This is a genomic window from Micromonospora tulbaghiae, from assembly GCF_900091605.1.
Lineage (GTDB): Bacteria > Actinomycetota > Actinomycetes > Mycobacteriales > Micromonosporaceae > Micromonospora > Micromonospora tulbaghiae.
In genome coordinates this window covers 14,357-30,318 of sequence record NZ_FMCQ01000010.1, presented here as the reverse complement: position 1 = coordinate 30,318, position 15,962 = coordinate 14,357, and the positions used below count along the sequence as shown (strand labels likewise).

Genomic DNA, 15,962 nt, shown 5'->3' with positions numbered 1-15,962 from the left:
ATTTAGGTGAGGCCCGGGGACACTGGACACACCGACGCTCTGCACAACGGTACCGGGGTCACGGTTCTTCCGCTCGTTCGTCGTGACCCCGGTCACCGCCGGGTCAGCTGTTCCAGTGCTCGGCCACCAGGTCGGCGGCCTGCTGCTCCCACTGGGCGTAGTGGTCGGGGTAGGCGCTCACCTGGACGGTCTGGGCGGCGACGGTCAGCGGCATGTCCTGCCAGCCGTCGACCTGCTTCAGACCCTTCAGGAACGCGGTCGTGGAGTACTCGGGGTCGGTGATCTGCTCGACCGTGCCCCACCCGCTGGACGGACGCTGCTGGAACAGGCCCTGCGAGTCGTGGTCGTTGCGGTCGCCGAGGTGGCCGAGGTTCTCCAGCTTCGACTCCTGCAACGCCGTCGCGATCGACACGACCGCGGCACGCTCGTCCATGCCGGCCTTCTTCGTGGCGGCGATGATGGCCTTCACGTTCTTGGTCTGCTCGTCGTCGAGGTCGATGTGGGACTGGGTGCCCTGCACGCCGTGCGGGATGAGCGCGGCGGTGTCGAGCTTCGCGGCCTGGGTGGTGACGGCCGTGTCCCGTACCGGGGTGGTGGTGTCGTGGTTGAGGGGGCCGGCGGCGAGGCCACCGGCGACGGTCAGACCGGCGATACCGAGGATGCTCTTACGCAGGATGCTGTTCATGGTGGGCTCCGTTCGGGGGTCGACGCACCCGGGGGTGGGCGCGTGGGCACCGTCAGGCGCACAGAAGTCTTCGGGGGATCCGGCGCCTGCTCACGCGGCCCGCGGACGCCGGGGGTGGCGTTTCGGGGCTCACTGGTCGCGCCGGAGACATGTCCAACGACCGCCGGCCCGGGATCATTCCCGGACGCTGCCGCCCGCGTTCTCGAGGTGCGGGGGGCGCTGCTGCGGTCGTTCACCAGGTATAACGCCCCGACCCCGCCACCGATTCCGCCGCCCGGGTGTCGCCGACCACCCCGAAACCGGACACCGACGCATCCCCGGACACGCCGCGTCGATCATGAGGTTGACCGCACACGATGTCCGGTTCGTCACCGTCAACCTCATGGTCAGTTGGGAGGTCGGGCCGCCGACGGCAGACCCGCCCGCAAAGCAGGTCCCCAAGCGGATGTCGCCGGAGTCGGTGGAGCGCCCCGCGAGAGTCTTGGTGCCGAACGGCCCCCATAAGGGCGGGGACGCACCAAGATCGCCATCCGGCGGCGGCAAAGAGCAAGCACAGGGCGGACCCCGGCGCGAGGGGCGCCCGGCGAACCTCCCAGGTCCCGCGCACGCGCCACCACGCGGAGATCTTGGAAGGAAACGGCCCTCATGGGGGCCGACATCTTCCAAGATCTCCGGTGGGTGCCGCCCGAGGTGAACAAGGCGAGCGATTGCGACGGGCGATCATGAAGTTGGCGCCACAAGCTGACCGGTTTGTCCGGTCCAACTTCATGATCGACGGGGCGGGGGTGGGGCGGGTGGGTGGGTGGGGTCGGGCGGGTGCTGGGGGGCGCTGGGCGGGACGGTTGGGGGGAAAGGGGCCGGGTTGGGGTTACCCTGATGCCATGTCGGTCACCGCGCACGCGTACCTCGCCCGCCCCGGGCGACCCGCCGTGGTGGCGCGCACCCTCGACGAGCTGACCGGCCCCACCACCGGCATCGTCGAACTGCCGGTACGCCTGATGTGGAGCAGCGAACGCGCGTTCGACCTGGGCGATCCGGACGAGTTGCTCTGGATGTACGAGAACGTGCTGCGCGAGACCTCCCGGGTGGAGGACCTGCGCGAGCTGATCCACGCGGGCACGCTGCGCCGGTTGTGGCCCCTGCTCAACCTGCCCCGGGGCGTACGCCTGGCCTGGGAGGGCCGGCACCGGAGCCTGCGCCCGGCGTGACCCACCCGCACGACTTCTACCGGCAGGTGGCCCGGGTGGCGCTGACCGCCGCCGGCCCGCACCGCTTCGTGCTCGGCGGCGGGGTGGCGTGGGCCGCGCACGGTCTGGTCACCCGCCCCACCGAGGACGTCGACCTGTTCGCCGACGTGGAGGGCGCCGCCGCGGCGGCGGCCGACGGGGTACGCGCGGCGCTGGAACGGGCCGGCTACCGGGTGGCCGAGGTGGACCCGGGCGGGCTGGGCGAGGTGTTCGACGGATTCGACCGGGACCTGCGGGACTTCGTGGTGAGCCGGGACGGCCGGCAGATCCGGCTCAGCCTGGCCCGCCTGGACCGGCACCGCAGCCCGGTGGTGATGGACCTCGGCCCGGTCATGGACGTCCGCGACCTGATCGCCAACAAGACCGCCGCGCTGGTGAACCGGCGGGAGGTACGCGACTACATCGACGTGTCCGCCGCGCTGGACCGGTACACGGTCGCGGAGCTGCTGGAGCTGGCCCAGCAGGTCGACCCGGCCCTCGACGACGAGGACGTGCGCGCGGCGGGCCGCTACCTCGACGGGCTGGCCGACCGCCGGTTCACCCGCTACGGCCTGGACGCGCCGCGGATCGCCGAGGTACGCCGCCGGATGGCCGCCTGGCCCCGCTGACCGGGGTCGCCCACGAATCGGAACGACCCCGGCAGGTGCCGGGGACCAGACGGACAGCGGCCAGAACGGACGGCGGCCAGCAGGGACCGGGCGGCCCCTCACTTCGTCGGGCGGCCACCCGTGACGCCGAGGATCTCGCCGGTGACGTAGCTGGACTCCTGCGAGGCGAAGTAGACGTACGCGGGCGCCAGCTCGGCCGGCTGACCGGGACGGCCCAGCGGCGTGTCGGTGCCGAACTGCTTGACCTTCTCCTGCGGCATGGTGGCCGGGATCAGCGGAGTCCAGATCGGGCCGGGCGCGACCGCGTTGACCCGGATGCCGCGCTCGGCCAGGTTCTGCGCGAGCGCCTTGGTGAAGTTGGCGATGGCGGCCTTGGTGGTGGCGTAGTCGAGCAGTTGCGGCGACGGGTCGAACGCCTGGATCGACGAGGTGTTGATGATCGTCGAGCCTTCCTTCATGTGCGGCACCGCGAACTTGCAGAGCCAGAACATGGCGTACACGTTGGTCTTGAAGACCCGGTCGAACTGCTCGGTGGTGATGTCGAGCAGACCGTTGTCCTGCGACATCTGGAAGGCCGCGTTGTTGACCAGGATGTCGACGCCGCCGAGGTCGCGTACCGCCTGGTCGACGAGCGCGCGGCAGTTGGCCTCCTCGCGCAGGTCGTACTGGACGGCGACGCCCTTGCGTCCGGCCTGCTCGATCTGGCTGACCGTCTCCCGCGCGTCCTTCTCCTCCTCGTCGCCGAGGTAGGTGACGAGGACGTCGGCGCCCTCGCGGGCGAAGGCGATCGCGACGGCCCGGCCGATGCCGGAGTCGCCGCCGGTGATGATCGCCCGCTTGCCGGTGAGCCGGTCGCTGCCCCGGTACGACTCCTCGCCGTGATCGGGCTTCGGCCCCATCTCCTGCTCGCTGCCGGGCGGCGTCTGCTGCTGCGCCGGCTGTCCCTCGCTCTGTCCGTACTGCTCGGCCGGGTGCTGCTGGGTGAACTGGTCCTCGCTCATGGATGCGCCCCTACCCCGGTGACCGGCGCGAAAACAGCAGCCTGTGACCGGAAGGGAAACAATTCGGGCCGGTGTGGCGCACGCGACATCTGGTGGTTATGGTGCGCAACGGCGCCCACGAGGCGCGTACCCCCATTCGGAAAGGCACCTCATGACCTCCTCCTCCGGCGCCTCCCGGCGCCAGGTGCTGGCAGTTGCGGCCGCCGCCGCAACCGCTCCCCTGCTGGCCGGCGCGCCCGCCGAGGCGAAGCCGAAGCCGAAGACCTGGGACCTGACGATCCTCGGCACGTCGGACACCCACGGCAACGTCTACAACTGGGACTACTACAAAGACGCCGAGTTCGACGACAGCAAGCACAACGACGTCGGCGTCGCGAAGCTCGCCACCCTCGTCAACCAGATCCGCGCCGAGCGCAAGGGCAGGGCCACGCTGGTCCTGGACGCCGGCGACACGATCCAGGGCACGCCGCTGGCCACCTACTACGCCAAGCAGGAGCCGATCACCAGCACCGGTGAGACGCACCCGATGGCCCGCGCCATGAACGTGCTCAGGTACGACGCCGTGACGCTCGGCAACCACGAGTTCAACTACGGCCTGCCGCTGCTGGCGACCTGGATCGAGCAGCTCGGCTTCCCGGCGCTGGCCGCGAACGCGCTCAACGCCAGGACCGGCAAGCCGGCGTTCCTCCCGTACGTGATCAAGGAGGTCAAGCTCGGCGGGCACGGCGCGCCGAAGCTGCGCGTGGGCATCCTCGGCCTGACCAACCCCGGCGTGGCCATCTGGGACAAGGGCAACGTCGAGGGCCGCCTGGTCTTCGCCGACATGGTCGCCACCGCCGCGAAGTGGGTGCCGGAGATGCGCCGCCGCGGTGCCGACCTGGTCGTCATCTCCGCCCACGGCGGGGACAGCGGCACCTCCAGCTACGGCCCGGAGCTGCCGAACGAGAACCCGACCGCGCTGATCGCCGAGCAGGTGCCCGGCATCGACGCGATCCTGTTCGGCCACGCGCACAACGAGGTGCCGGAGAAGTTCGTCACCAACCTCACCACCGGCGAGCGGGTCCTCACCTCCGAGCCGTCGAAGTGGGGCCAGCGGCTGACCCGGATGGACTTCACGCTGGCCCGGGAGAAGGGCCGCTGGACGGTCACCGCCAAGTCGGCCACCACGCTCAACACCAACACTGTGGTCGAGGACCCGGCGGTGCTCGCGGCCGTGCGCGGCCAGCACGCCAAGACCGTCGAGTACGTCAACCGGGTCGTCGCCCGGTCCAGCGTGGAGCTGTCCGCCGCCGAGTCGCGGTACAAGGACACGCCGATCCTGGACTTCATCAACCACGTCCAGACCGAGGTGGTCACCGAGGCCCTCGCGGGCGGCGAGTACGCGGGCCTGCCGGTGCTGTCCATCGCCGCGCCGTTCAGCCGTACCGCGGTGTTCCCGCAGGGCGACGTGCGGATCCGCGACGTGGCGGGCCTCTACGTGTACGACAACACGCTGGAGGCGGTCGTGCTGACCGGCGCCGAGGTGAAGGCGTACCTGGAGTACTCCGCGAAGTACTTCGTCACGCTGCCGGCGGGCGCGCCGGTGAACCCGGAGACGATCAGCGACCCGGCGGTGCCGGACTACAACTATGACGTGTTCTCCGGCGTCGACTACGACATCGACATCGCCAAGCCGGTCGGCCAGCGGATCACCCGCCTGGTGCTGGCCGGCACCGACACCCCGGTCGCGGCGGACGCCCGGTTCGTGGTGGCGGTGAACAACTACCGGCGCAGCGGCGGCGGCAACTTCCCGGGCATCGTGAAGACCCAGGTCTACAACGCCCAGCAGGAGATCCGCCAGCTGCTCATCGACTGGGCGCAGGCCAAGGGCGTCATCGACCCGGCCGACTTCTTCGTGCCCAACTGGAAGCTGGTACGCGAGGGCGTGCCGGTCTTCTGACCGTGACGCGACGGGGTCCGGGCCGGTGTCCGGGCCCCGTCAGCCGCCGGCGCGCAGGTGCCACTCCGACTCCCCGCCGACCGGATCCGGGCGGTCCGGCGGGAACTCGGTCTCGGCGGCCTCGATCCGCTCCTCCGGGCGTACCCGGGCCGGCAGTTCGCCGAAGCGGACGTGCCGCAGGAACGCGTACTCCTGGTCGGTGAACGACTCTGCCGGTTCGCTCATGACCGCATTGTGCGCCTGCCCGGCCCGTCTCCGCATCAACCGCCAGGGCACGGGTATGCCGCCGCGACGACCGTCGGCGACGAGGTGGAGGAGACATGCGCGCAGTACGGATGACCGCACCCGGTGTGCTGGAGCACGCGGAGGTGCCCACGCCGCAGGCCGGCCCCGGTGAGGTGCTGCTGCGCGTCGGCGCGGTCGGCGCCTGCCACTCCGACCTGCACATCCTCGACGCGCCGGAGGGCGTGTTCCCGATTCCGATGACGCTCGGGCACGAGATCGCCGGCACCGTCGACACGGTCGGCGCCGGGGTGGACGGCTGGTCGCCCGGGGACCGGGCCGCGGTCTACGGCATCATCGGCTGCGGCCGTTGCCGGGCCTGCCTGCGGGGTGAGGAGAACCGCTGCCGGGTCATCCCGGTCGGCGGCATCGGGCTCAGCCGTGACGGCGGGCTGGCCGAGTACGTGGTGGTGCCCGCGTCCCGGCTGCTGCCGGTCGGCGACATGGACATGACCCAGGCGGCGCCGCTGACCGACGCCGGGCTGACCCCGTACCACGCGGTGGAGCTGGCCCGGCCCCGGCTGCGACCCGGCACCTCCTGCGTGGTGATCGGCATCGGCGGGCTGGGGCACATGGGGTTGCAGATCCTGCTCGCCACCACCGCGGTCCGGATCATCGCGGTGGACACGAACACCGCCGCGCTGGACCTGGCCGGGCGCCTCGGCGCCCACCACGTGGTGCAGGCCGGCCCGGACGCGGTGGACAAGATCCGCGAGCTGGTCGGGCCGGCGCCGGACGGCGCGGACGTGGTGCTCGACTTCGTCGGCGCGCAGCCCACGCTGGACACCGCCCGGCAGGTGGTCGCCACCGGCGGTCAGATCCTGCTGGTGGGCCTGGCCGGCGGCACGCTGCCGGTGCGGCCGGTCGCCGACGAGCCGCCGCCGGTGCCGCTGGAGACCGGTGTGGTGGTGCCGTTCTGGGGCACCCGGGCCGAACTGCACGAGGTGATCGCGCTGGCCCGCGCCGGCCGGCTGCACGCCGACGTGCAGACGTTCCCCCTCGCGGAGGCGCCGCAGGCGTACGAGGCGCTGCGCCGGGGCGACGTACGGGGGCGGGCCGTCATCGTCCCCTGAGCGGGGGCAGCCGGTCGAGCATCGCCAGGCCGGCGCGTACGGGCCGCCGGTCGAGCACCTCGGCGAAGCTCGCCCGGCCCTGGCAGAACCGGACGAACATCCGCCAGCCGGGCGGGCTCGCGAGCATCGCGTGGAACACGTCGGGCCGCCGCTCGAACGTCTCCAGCAGCCGGTGCCCGGCGCGCATCTCCGGTACGAGCCGCCGGTCGACCTCCCGGGCGTACGCGTCGAGGTCACCGGCGGCCACCGCCTCCCCGGCCAGCCGGCCCGAGCGCAGCGCGTAGCTGATCCCCTCCCGGCTCCACGGTTCCAGCAGCCCGGCGGCGTCCCCGGCGACCAGCACCCGGCCGTGCCGCAGCGGGGAGTCCCCGGTGCGGCAGCGGGTCAGGTGACCGGAGTCGTGCTCCGGGGTCACCCCGGACAGGCCGAGCCGGTCGGTGAAATCGCGCAGGTAGGCGCGGGTCCGCTCGCCGTCCCCTCGGGCGGAGATGACACCGACGGTGAGGCGGTCGCCCTTGGGGAAGACCCACGCGTAGGAGCCGGGCAGCGGCCCCCAGTCGAGCAGCACCCGGCCGCGCCAGCGGTCCCGTTCGGCGCCGTCCACCGGCAGTTCCAGTTCCAGGCCGAGGTCGACCTGGCGGAAGCGGACACCGACGTGCCGTGCCGTCACGCCGGACGAGCCGTCCGCGCCGATCACGGCCCGGGCGCGTACCGTCTCACCGCCGGCCAGGCGCAGGCGTACCTCGTCGGGGTCCTGCTCGATCGCGCGGACCGCGACGCCCTCGCGGACCTGCGCCCCGGCGGCGACGGCGGCGGCGCGCAGCCGGTCGTCGAACTCCTCCCGGCGGATCATGGTGACCAGCGGCGCCGGGTGCCGCCGGGTGAACGCGCGTCGCCCGTCGCGGGTGAACGTGACCCGGTCGACCCGGTCGTGGGCGGGCACCTCCACGCGGTCGTCGATCTCGGCCAACGAGGCGCCGATCAGGCCGCCGCCGCAGGTCTTGTACCGGGGATGGGTGGCCCGTTCGACCACGAGCGTGCGCACACCGGCCCGGGCCGCGGCATGGGCGGCGGAGAGTCCGGCGGGCCCGCCGCCGACCACGACGAGATCCATGATCACGGGTGCAGCCTAGGGCACCGCCGTGCCGCACCGCCCGGTACGACAGTCGTTCGGGTGAGCATCATCGCCGGCCGTCCGGGTAACCGCGGATCGTCGGCCGTCCGCGGGTCGGGCGGTCCACGCCGAGGAGGGAAGCGATGCCTCAGGTCCAGCTGTCTGCGGTCGAGGAACGGGTCTACCAGGCGGTGTCCGCGCTGGAGGTGCAGGGGCACGTCCCCTACCCGGACCTGATCGCCCAGGAGACCGGGATGACCGAGGAGGAGCTGCGCGAGCCGCTGCACTCGCTGACCGAGCGGGGGCTGCTGCACCGCGAGGACTCCCCGATGTCCGGCCTGGACTTCGGACCCCGCTGGTGCGCGCGCCAGATGGCGTGATCGGGTCGTTTGCCCCACCGGGCACCGGGTAGCGATCGGAGTCGGGTGATCGACGGTCAGTGGGGGGCACGATGAGCGAGGGCCGGTCGTCGACGCCGGTGCAGGACACCGGGTACGACGGCCGGCGCCGCTGGCGCGCGCTGAGCGTCGGCCTGATCGCGGCGTTCATGACGCTGCTGGACGTCAGCATCGTCAACGTCGCGGTGCCGTCGATCGACCGTGCGTTGCAGGCCACGCCGAGCGACCTGCAGTGGGTGCTGTCCGGGTACGCGCTGACGTTCGGTCTGGTGCTCGTGCCGGCCGGGCGGTTCGGCGACGCGCGCGGGCGGCGTACGGCGTTCGTGGTCGGGGTGGGCCTGTTCACGCTCACCAGCGCGCTCGCCGGGCTGGCCCGTTCGCCGGAGTGGCTGGTCGTCGCCCGGCTCGTCCAGGGTGCCGCCGCAGGTGTGGTGAACCCCCAGGTCAGCGGCATGATCCAGGAGTTGTTCCGGGGCGCGGACCGGGGCCGGGCGTTCGGGCTGCTGGGCGCGACGATCGGCATCTCCACCGCCGTGGGTCCGCTGCTCGGCGGGCTGCTCATCCAGCTCGGCGGCGCCGAGCACGGCTGGCGGTGGGTGTTCTTCGTGAACATCCCGGTCGGGATCGTGGCGATGCTGCTCGGCTGGCGGCTGATGCCGACCCGGCCGACCAACCCCGCCGGACGCGGCCGGCTCGACCCGCTCGGCGTGCTGCTGCTCGGCGCCGGGGTGACGGTGATCCTGCTGCCCCTGGTGCAGCGGGAGCAGTGGCGGGGCCCGGGCAAGTGGCTGCTGATCCCCGCCGGCCTGCTGCTGCTCGCCGGGTTCGCGCTCTGGGAGCACCGGTACGCCCGGCGCGCCCAGCCCTTGTTCGACCTGCGGCTGTTCACGGTGCGCTCGTACACGCTGGGCGCGCTGATCGGCCTGATCTACTTCGCCGGGTTCACCGCGATCTTCTTCATCTTCACGCTCTATCTCCAGATGGGGCTCGGCTACAGCGCGCTCGTGGCGGGCCTGGCGATCACCCCGTTCGCGCTCGGTTCGGCGCTCGCCTCCGCGCTCGGCGGCCGGGTGGTCACCCGCTACGGCCGTCCGCTCGTCGCGATCGGGCTGCTGGCCGTGGTGGCCGGGCTGGTCGCGACAGACCTGGTGCTGGCCGGCGGGCCGCACGAGAACGTACCGCTGCGGACCGCGCTGCCGTTGCTCGTCGCCGGGCTGGGCAGCGGCCTGGTGATCGCGCCGAACCAGACGCTCACGCTGTCCGAGGTGCCGGTGCCGATGGCCGGCAGCGGCGCCGGGATGCTCCAGACCGGCCAGCGCATCGGGTCGGCCGCCGGCATCGCCGCGGTGGGCGCGCTGTTCTTCTCGACGCTCGCCGCCGACCGCGGCGACTGGAGTACGGCATTCCGCCACTCACTGCTGCTCGCCGCCGGGATCGTCGTGCTGGCGCTCGGCGCCGCCGTGGCGGACATCGCGCTCGGTCACCGGCGCTCTGCGGGCCGCTCCTGATCGGCGGCGGGCAGCAGGACGGTGGTGAGCAGCCGCCGGGTGCGGCCGGGGCCGGGGCCGAGCGCCGCGTACTCGGCGAACAGGTCGCGGAACCGGGTGACGAACTCGGCGGTCTCGGCGCCGGTGGCGTGGAACGCGTTCTGCCGGTAGCCGGCCACGTCGCGGGCCAGGTCGGTGTCGCCGCGGTCGAGGTAGCCGTCGAAGTCGGCAAGCAGGCCCGCCACGAAGGTGAGGAACGCCTGGCGGTGCCGCTGCGGACTCATGGCCCGGGCCTCGTCCGGGTCCACCGACGCGGCGGCCTCGTGGAGCCGGTAGCTGCGCTCGACGGCGCCGCGGGCCCGCCGCTCCCCCACCGTGTGCAGCACGCCGTGGTCGGCGAGCGTGGCGACCTGCCGGTAGAGCGTGGCCGGTGGCACGTCGCTCAGCTCGGTGCGCAGGTCGGTGGTGGTGAGCGTGCGGCCGCCCAGGAACGCCTGGACGATGCGCAGCCGGACCGGGTGCATCAGCAGCTCCACGGTGTCGAGTGCCACTGTGGCTCCCCTTTTGTTATCGCCCCCGGTAATGTTCTCAGCAACGATAACAGAACTGAGGAGTTCGCCGATGGCCACCATCGACCTCACCCCCGACCGCATCGACGTCCGGCTCACCACCGCCGAGAAGGTCTGGGCCCTGCGCGGCGACCTGTCGTTCCCCCGCTCCGCCGTCAGCGGCGCCGTCGTCGTACCGGACGGCGCCCGCGCCACCCGCGGCATCCGGGCGCCCGGACTCGGCGTGCCCCGCACGCGCAACGTCGGCACCTGGCGCGGCAAGGCCGGCAAGGAGTTCGTCAGCGTCCGCGGCGGCCAGCCGGCCGTCCGCATCACCCTCACCGGCCAGGCGTACGACTCCCTGCTCATCGGCGCCGACGACGCAACCGCCCTGGCCGCCGCGGTGCTGCGGTGACCGTCGACCGCGCGCTCACCGTCGACAAGGACCTCCAGACCGACCCGGCGGACCTGCCGGTCGTCGCCGCGCACGCGGGCGGACCGGTACATACCCGGGTGCTGCCGGATGTCACCCACGTGCTGCGCCGCCAGCCCGGCCCGCCGTCGCTGCGGGCGTGCCGGGACGAGGCGAAGCAGCCGCTGGACCCGTCGGTGGTCGAACCGGCGCTGTCGTGGCTCGCCGGGCACCGCGGCTGAGGGCACACGAGAGGCCGGCACCCGATCCGGGTGCCGGCCTCTCGTCAGGTCTTACTTGTTCCAGTGCTCGGCGACGATCTCGGCGGCCTGCTTCTCCCACTGCGCGTACGCGTCGGGGTAGGCGCTGACCTGCACGGTCTGCGCGGCCTCGGTCAGCGGCATGTCCTGCCAGCCGTCGACCTGCTTGAGGCCCTTGAGGAACGCCAGCGTCGAGTACTCGGGGTCGGTGATCTGCTCCGGCGTGCCCCAGCCGCTGGACGGCCGCTGCTGGAACAGGCCCAGCGAGTCGTGGTCGTTGCGGTCACCCAGGTGACCCAGGTTCTCCAGCTTCGACTCCTGGAGCGCGGTGGCGATCGAGACGACCGCGGCGCGCTCGGGCAGGCCCGCCTTCTTGGTGGCCGCGATGATCGCCTTGGCGTTGGCGAGCTGCTCGTCGTTCAGGTCCACGTGCGACTGCGCGCCCTGCGGGCTCACGCCCTGGACCGCGACGGCGGCCGGCACGGCGGTGTCCGCCGCGTGGGCGGCGACCGGACCGGCGAACATGCCACCGGTGAAGGCGAGACCGGCGATACCGAGGATGCTCTTGCGCAGGATCGTGTTCATGATGGGCTCCGTTCGGGGGTCGACGCATCCGGGGGTGGACGCGTGGGCACCGTCAGGCGCTCAAGGGGATCTCGGGGGTCCGGCAGCGCGGAGCGTGCCGGGTGCATCTGCAACGACCGGCCGCCGGGGGTTGTTCCCTCCGGGGCGCTCGGCGGCGCCGCTCCGGTCGCGCACCGGGTTACAACGCCACCCGCCCGGCCCCGATTCCGCCTACGGAGTGCCGCCGACCACTGCCGGACCGGACACCGCGCCCACACTCCCCACCGCCCCGCCGATCTCGGCGTTGCGGCGTCCCCGGATGTCCGGTACACGAGGTCTGCGAGGTGCCATCACCCCAAGATCGACGAGAACGGCCGACCCCCGGGAAAGGGGCCGGCCGGTTCTGCTGGTGTCGGATTACCAGACCTGCTGGACGATGTCCGCCGCCTGCTCCTCCCACTGCGCGTACGCGTACGGGTAGGCGGACACCTGGACCGTCTGCGCGGCGGTGGTCAGCGGCAGCTCGTGCCAGCCGCCGACGTTCTTCAGCGCGTTGAAGAACGCCTTGCTGGAGTAGTCCGGGTCGGTGATCTGCTCGGACGTGCCCCAACCGGACGACGGGCGCTGCTGGAACAGGCCCTCCGAGTCGTGGTCGTTGTACGTCCCGAGGTGACCCAGGTTGTACAGCTTCGACTCCTGGAGCGAGGTCGCGACGCCGATCACGGCGCCCCGTTCCCCCACACCCGTCTCCTTGGCCGCCTCGACGATGGCCTTGGCGTTGTCGAGCTGCGCGTCGTCGAGCGGGATGCGCGACTGCGCGCCCTCGACGCCGTGCGGCACGAGCTTCTCCTTGGCCGGCCGGTCGGCCCTGGTCGGCACCTTGTCCAGGCCGGTGGTCTGTCCGGGCTTCACCGTCTCGGTGGAGGTCTTCTTACCGGTGGCCAGGTCGATGGCGGCCTTGGCACCGGCGTGCGGCCCGCTGGTGACCGGCGCGGCCACGGCGACGGGGCCGACGGCCAGGCCGCCCAGTACGGCCACCCCCGCCACGCTCAGCGCGGCACGGCGGTTACGGGAGACGGCGGCGGTCTTCGCGACGGCGGTCTTCGCGATGGCGGGGAGCCATCGAGTGAAGTGCTGCTTCACGATGGTTGCCCTTTCGATCGTTACGACGCGCTCCGGGGTGAGCGCCCCTCGAGGGACTACCGCCGGGTAGGTGTTTGGGTTCCGGCGGTACGGGGGACACAACGAGCCCACTGTGTCGGTCATTCCGGAAATGCCGGGCAGAGCCGAGGCTGCGGTCCAGGTCACACGGGATTCCGGACAGCAGGGTCGTGCCTACGGCGGACCGGGACGATCAGGCCGGAACGCCGAACCGGACCAGCACGTGCCAGAGCTGCTTGAGGTGCTGGAGCGTCACCGCGGACGGTCCCCGGTCGGCCCAGCGCTGCGGGTCGCGAACCACCGAGGCGGCGGCGCGGCCGACGAGCGCCGCGTGCAGCGGCTCCCCCGGGCGGGCGAACTCGGCGGCCACCCGTACGGCGAGCGGCGGGATGTCGGGGCCGCGGAAATCGGCGTCCACGCCGTCGACAGGCAGCACGAAGCCGGGGTGGAAGCGCAGCGTCAGGCCGTGCCGCCCGGCGATGCCCTCCAGGCGCCGCCCCACATCGGTGCCGCGGAACGACGGGTCCACCACGAGCGCCTCGACGTCGCGGGCGAGGCTGATCTCGCCGTGCACCTGCGCCTCGATGTAGTCGTCCAGCGCCCGGCCGACCCGCCCGGACTCCCGTTCCCGGCGGCGCAGCAGCGTCCGCAGCAGCGCGCCGGTGTCCATGCCGGCCACGCCCAGGGCGACGCCGGTGCCGGCGGTGGCGGTCAGCAGCGCCGCGAACACCGGCTCGAAGACGTCGACGGTGCCGAACTCGGTGGGCTCGACGTGGCTGTCACCGAAGCTGAACGTGGCCCGGGCCAGCACCTCCGGGCGCAGCCGCAGGTGGCAGGAACCGAACCGGGGGCACGCGCCGTCGGCGTGGTCGAGCAGGTTCAGGCCGCCGTACTTCGGGCGCTCCGCCGGGGGCACGCCGGGACGCTGGTACGCGCCGCCGAACATCGCCTGCTCCCAGACGTCCCGGTCGCCGCCCGGGTACGCGGTCAGTCCGCCGTTGGAGATGCCGGTCTCGAACTGGCTGCGGTAGACGCCCTCCTCGTCCAGCGCCTCGACCACGGTGCGGCCGTCCCGCAGCAGCCGGTCGGGGTGGAAGTTGAGCGTCAGGCACCCGTACCCGGTCACCGCGGCGACGACCTCCTCGTACCGGTACGTGGCGTCCGAGGGGGCGAGGTGACCGGCGATGACGGCGAGCGCCGCCGGGCGGTCGCGCAGCGCGACGTCGCGGACGTGGCGCAGCGCGGCGGACTGGGCGTCGGTGAGGGTGGCGACGGGCATGGGCCCGAGTATCACCGGACGGGAGGCCGCCCGGCCACGCGGTTTTCTTCGCCTGCGACGGGTCCGGCCGCGACCAGACGCGCGAGCGGGCCCGGACCGGATCATCCGGCCGGGCCCGCTCGGGCGGGTGTCCTCAGTGGCCCCGGGCGATCCACTCGTCCAGGTGCGGCGCCTCGGCCCCGATCGTGGTGTCGTCGCCGTGCCCGGTGTGCACCACCGTCTCCGGCGGCAGCGTGAGCAGCCGGGTACGGATCGACTCGACGATGGTGCCGAAGTCGCTGTACGACCGCCCGGTCGCGCCCGGCCCACCGGCGAACAGCGTGTCGCCGGTGAAGACCGCGCCCAGGTCGGGGGCGTACAGGCTGCATGCGCCGGGGCTGTGGCCGGGCGTGTGAAGCACCCGCAGCGTGGTCCCGCCGACGGTGAACGTCTGCCCGTCGGTCAGCTCGCCGTCCGGTGCCGTGTCCGGGTGCACCATGTCCCACAGCACCCGGTCGGCCGGGTGCAGCAGCACCGGCGCGCCGGTGGCCCGGGCCAGCTCGGGCGCGATCCGGACGTGGTCGTCGTGGGCGTGGGTGGCGATGATCGCCACCACCCGCCGGTCACCGATCACCTCGCGGATGGCCGCCACGTCGTGCGGCGCGTCGAGGACGACGCACTCGGCGTCGTCGCCGATCACCCAGACGTTGTTGTCCACGTCGAACGTCTGGCCGTCGAGCGAGAACGTGCCGGAGGTGACGGCGTGGTCGACGCGGGCGGTCACGGGAAGACCACCACCGAGCGCAGCACGTCGCCGTGGTGCATCCGCGCGAACGCCTCCTCGACCTGGTCGAGGGCGATCTCCTCGGTGACGAACGCGTCCAGGTCCAGCCGGCCCTGCCGGTACAGCTCGGTCAGCATCGGGAAGTCGCGGCTGGGCAGGCAGTCGCCGTACCAGCTGGACTTGAGCGCGCCGCCGCGGCCGAAGACGTCGAGCAGCGGCAGGTCGACAGTCATCTCCGGGGTCGGCACGCCGACCAGCACGACGGTGCCGGCCAGGTCGCGCGCGTAGAACGCCTGCTTCCACGTCTCCGGACGGCCGACCGCGTCGATCACCACGTCGGCGCCGAAGCCGCCGGTGGCCTCCCGGATGGCCTCCACCGCGTCGGCCTCGGAGACGTTGACGGTGTGGGTGGCGCCGAACTTGCGCGCCCAGTCGAGCTTGCGGGAGTCGGTGTCCACCGCGATGATCGTGGTCGCGCCGGCCAGGGCCGCGCCGGCCACCGCCGCGTCGCCGACGCCGCCGCAGCCGATCACCGCCACCGAGTCGCCCCGGGTCACGTTGCCGGTGTTCATGGCCGCGCCGAGACCGGCCATCACGCCGCAGCCGAGCAGGCCGACCGCCGCCGGCCGGGCCGACGGGTCGACCTTCGTGCACTGCCCGGCGTGCACGAGCGTCTTCTCGGCGAACGCGCCGATACCCAGTGCGGGGGTCAGCTCGGTGCCGTCGGTGAGGGTCATCTTCTGCGTCGCGTTGTGGGTGGCGAAGCAGTACCACGGTCGGCCGCGCCGGCAGGCCCGGCACTGCCCGCAGACCGCGCGCCAGTTGAGCACCACGAAGTCGCCGGGCGCCACGTCGGTGACCCCGTCGCCGACCTGCTCCACGATGCCGGCGGCCTCGTGGCCGAGCAGGAACGGGTAGTCGTCGTTGATGCCGCCCTCGCGGTAGTGCAGGTCGGTGTGGCAGACGCCGCACGACTGGATGCGGACCACCGCCTCGCCCGGCCCCGGGTCCGGCACCACGATGGTGGTGACCTCCACGGGCGCGCCCTTGCGCCGCGACACGACTCCCCGGACTTCCTGGCTCACGGTGCCTCCTTCGTTGCATGCGTCTGCACCCAGAACCTACCGCTGATCATGACCCC

General features: G+C 72.7%; 18 protein-coding genes. 8 read left to right on the top strand and 10 right to left on the bottom strand.

Features of this window, described 5'->3' with window-relative positions:
- Nucleotides 1-103: 103 nt before the first annotated feature.
- Entirely contained in the window at nt 104-685 is a 582-nt protein-coding gene (locus GA0070562_RS25365; RefSeq protein ID WP_091426860.1) for a hypothetical protein, read from the bottom strand.
- A gap of 881 nt (nt 686-1,566) precedes the next feature.
- On the opposite strand from GA0070562_RS25365, the gene GA0070562_RS25360 reads away from it, so the two are divergent.
- A complete protein-coding gene (locus tag GA0070562_RS25360) occupies nt 1,567-1,893 on the top strand; it encodes a hypothetical protein (protein ID WP_091426857.1) in 327 nt (108 codons plus the stop codon).
- Nucleotides 1,890-2,540, top strand: coding sequence for a nucleotidyl transferase AbiEii/AbiGii toxin family protein (locus GA0070562_RS25355; protein WP_091426856.1), 651 nt, complete (start codon nt 1,890-1,892; stop codon nt 2,538-2,540). The genes GA0070562_RS25360 and GA0070562_RS25355 overlap by 4 nt, the downstream gene beginning before the upstream one ends.
- 98 nt (nt 2,541-2,638) lie before the next feature.
- Here GA0070562_RS25355 and GA0070562_RS25350 read toward each other — a convergent pair whose 3' ends face one another.
- Nucleotides 2,639-3,541 carry an SDR family oxidoreductase gene (locus tag GA0070562_RS25350; RefSeq protein ID WP_091426854.1) on the bottom strand — a complete coding sequence of 301 codons (903 nt, stop codon included), beginning with the start codon at nt 3,539-3,541 and terminating at the stop codon, nt 2,639-2,641.
- Between the two features lie 151 nt (nt 3,542-3,692).
- On the opposite strand from GA0070562_RS25350, the gene GA0070562_RS25345 reads away from it, so the two are divergent.
- Nucleotides 3,693-5,480, top strand: a complete 1,788-nt coding sequence (locus GA0070562_RS25345; RefSeq protein WP_091426851.1) for a bifunctional metallophosphatase/5'-nucleotidase — start codon at nt 3,693-3,695, stop codon at nt 5,478-5,480.
- Nucleotides 5,481-5,519: 39 nt separating this feature from the next.
- On the opposite strand, the gene GA0070562_RS25340 is transcribed toward GA0070562_RS25345, so the two are convergent.
- Nucleotides 5,520-5,705 carry a hypothetical protein gene (locus tag GA0070562_RS25340; RefSeq protein WP_244255402.1) on the bottom strand — a complete coding sequence of 62 codons (186 nt, stop codon included), beginning with the start codon at nt 5,703-5,705 and terminating at the stop codon, nt 5,520-5,522.
- Between the two features lie 95 nt (nt 5,706-5,800).
- Here GA0070562_RS25340 and GA0070562_RS25335 point away from each other — a divergent pair, with 95 nt between their 5' ends.
- On the top strand, nt 5,801-6,835 hold the full coding sequence (locus tag GA0070562_RS25335) for an NAD(P)-dependent alcohol dehydrogenase (RefSeq protein WP_091426846.1): 1,035 nt from the start codon (nt 5,801-5,803) through the stop codon (nt 6,833-6,835).
- Here the strand turns inward: GA0070562_RS25335 and GA0070562_RS25330 are convergent.
- Nucleotides 6,822-7,949 (bottom strand): geranylgeranyl reductase family protein, encoded by a 1,128-nt coding sequence (locus GA0070562_RS25330; RefSeq protein ID WP_091427076.1) that lies wholly within the window; start codon nt 7,947-7,949, stop codon nt 6,822-6,824. The genes GA0070562_RS25335 and GA0070562_RS25330 overlap by 14 nt on opposite strands.
- Before the next feature lie 143 nt (nt 7,950-8,092).
- Between GA0070562_RS25330 and GA0070562_RS25325 the strand changes: the two genes are divergently transcribed.
- Together GA0070562_RS25325 and GA0070562_RS25320 are read left to right on the top strand one after the other, a co-directional pair.
- The gene (locus tag GA0070562_RS25325) at nt 8,093-8,329 is read left to right on the top strand and encodes a hypothetical protein (protein WP_013286401.1); all 237 of its coding nucleotides are present in this window, start codon (nt 8,093-8,095) and stop codon (nt 8,327-8,329) included.
- Between the two features lie 71 nt (nt 8,330-8,400).
- Nucleotides 8,401-9,855: an MFS transporter gene (locus tag GA0070562_RS25320; protein WP_091426844.1), complete on the top strand. Its 1,455-nt coding sequence runs from the start codon at nt 8,401-8,403 to the stop codon at nt 9,853-9,855.
- On the opposite strand, the gene GA0070562_RS25315 is transcribed toward GA0070562_RS25320, so the two are convergent.
- On the bottom strand, nt 9,828-10,385 hold the full coding sequence (locus GA0070562_RS25315) for a helix-turn-helix domain-containing protein (protein ID WP_091426842.1): 558 nt from the start codon (nt 10,383-10,385) through the stop codon (nt 9,828-9,830). The genes GA0070562_RS25320 and GA0070562_RS25315 overlap by 28 nt on opposite strands.
- A 70-nt stretch (nt 10,386-10,455) precedes the next feature.
- Here GA0070562_RS25315 and GA0070562_RS25310 point away from each other — a divergent pair, with 70 nt between their 5' ends.
- Nucleotides 10,456-10,797 carry a hypothetical protein gene (locus GA0070562_RS25310; RefSeq protein ID WP_091426840.1) on the top strand — a complete coding sequence of 114 codons (342 nt, stop codon included), beginning with the start codon at nt 10,456-10,458 and terminating at the stop codon, nt 10,795-10,797.
- On the top strand, nt 10,794-11,036 hold the full coding sequence (locus tag GA0070562_RS25305) for a hypothetical protein (protein ID WP_244255400.1): 243 nt from the start codon (nt 10,794-10,796) through the stop codon (nt 11,034-11,036). Before GA0070562_RS25310 ends, GA0070562_RS25305 begins: the two co-directional genes overlap by 4 nt.
- A gap of 51 nt (nt 11,037-11,087) precedes the next feature.
- On the opposite strand, the gene GA0070562_RS25300 is transcribed toward GA0070562_RS25305, so the two are convergent.
- The 5 genes from GA0070562_RS25300 to GA0070562_RS25280 all read right to left on the bottom strand — a co-directional run bounded on the left by GA0070562_RS25300 (nt 11,088) and on the right by GA0070562_RS25280 (nt 15,906).
- Nucleotides 11,088-11,639 (bottom strand): hypothetical protein, encoded by a 552-nt coding sequence (locus GA0070562_RS25300; protein ID WP_091426838.1) that lies wholly within the window; start codon nt 11,637-11,639, stop codon nt 11,088-11,090.
- A gap of 396 nt (nt 11,640-12,035) precedes the next feature.
- Nucleotides 12,036-12,761, bottom strand: coding sequence for a hypothetical protein (locus GA0070562_RS25295; protein WP_175438871.1), 726 nt, complete (start codon nt 12,759-12,761; stop codon nt 12,036-12,038).
- Nucleotides 12,762-12,972: 211 nt separating this feature from the next.
- Nucleotides 12,973-14,058: a DUF3626 domain-containing protein gene (locus GA0070562_RS25290; protein ID WP_254663869.1), complete on the bottom strand. Its 1,086-nt coding sequence runs from the start codon at nt 14,056-14,058 to the stop codon at nt 12,973-12,975.
- Between the two features lie 133 nt (nt 14,059-14,191).
- Nucleotides 14,192-14,821 carry an MBL fold metallo-hydrolase gene (locus tag GA0070562_RS25285; RefSeq protein WP_091426833.1) on the bottom strand — a complete coding sequence of 210 codons (630 nt, stop codon included), beginning with the start codon at nt 14,819-14,821 and terminating at the stop codon, nt 14,192-14,194.
- Entirely contained in the window at nt 14,818-15,906 is a 1,089-nt protein-coding gene (locus tag GA0070562_RS25280; RefSeq protein ID WP_091426831.1) for an S-(hydroxymethyl)mycothiol dehydrogenase, read from the bottom strand. Before GA0070562_RS25280 ends, GA0070562_RS25285 begins: the two co-directional genes overlap by 4 nt.
- Nucleotides 15,907-15,962 lie beyond the last annotated feature (56 nt).

What these genes read in the sequence shown, in the direction of transcription:
- GA0070562_RS25290 (WP_254663869.1), bottom strand. Translation starts at nt 14,058, where the DNA reads ATGCCCGTCGCCACCCTCACCGACGCCCAGTCCGCCGCGCTGCGCCAC.
- GA0070562_RS25365 (WP_091426860.1), bottom strand. Translation starts at nt 685, where the DNA reads ATGAACAGCATCCTGCGTAAGAGCATCCTCGGTATCGCCGGTCTGACC.
- GA0070562_RS25335 (WP_091426846.1), top strand. Translation starts at nt 5,801, where the DNA reads ATGCGCGCAGTACGGATGACCGCACCCGGTGTGCTGGAGCACGCGGAG.
- GA0070562_RS25300 (WP_091426838.1), bottom strand. Translation starts at nt 11,639, where the DNA reads ATGAACACGATCCTGCGCAAGAGCATCCTCGGTATCGCCGGTCTCGCC.
- GA0070562_RS25360 (WP_091426857.1), top strand. Translation starts at nt 1,567, where the DNA reads ATGTCGGTCACCGCGCACGCGTACCTCGCCCGCCCCGGGCGACCCGCC.
- GA0070562_RS25350 (WP_091426854.1), bottom strand. Translation starts at nt 3,541, where the DNA reads ATGAGCGAGGACCAGTTCACCCAGCAGCACCCGGCCGAGCAGTACGGA.
- GA0070562_RS25310 (WP_091426840.1), top strand. Translation starts at nt 10,456, where the DNA reads ATGGCCACCATCGACCTCACCCCCGACCGCATCGACGTCCGGCTCACC.
- GA0070562_RS25325 (WP_013286401.1), top strand. Translation starts at nt 8,093, where the DNA reads ATGCCTCAGGTCCAGCTGTCTGCGGTCGAGGAACGGGTCTACCAGGCG.
- GA0070562_RS25340 (WP_244255402.1), bottom strand. Translation starts at nt 5,705, where the DNA reads ATGAGCGAACCGGCAGAGTCGTTCACCGACCAGGAGTACGCGTTCCTG.
- GA0070562_RS25330 (WP_091427076.1), bottom strand. Translation starts at nt 7,949, where the DNA reads ATGGATCTCGTCGTGGTCGGCGGCGGGCCCGCCGGACTCTCCGCCGCC.
- GA0070562_RS25320 (WP_091426844.1), top strand. Translation starts at nt 8,401, where the DNA reads ATGAGCGAGGGCCGGTCGTCGACGCCGGTGCAGGACACCGGGTACGAC.
- GA0070562_RS25345 (WP_091426851.1), top strand. Translation starts at nt 3,693, where the DNA reads ATGACCTCCTCCTCCGGCGCCTCCCGGCGCCAGGTGCTGGCAGTTGCG.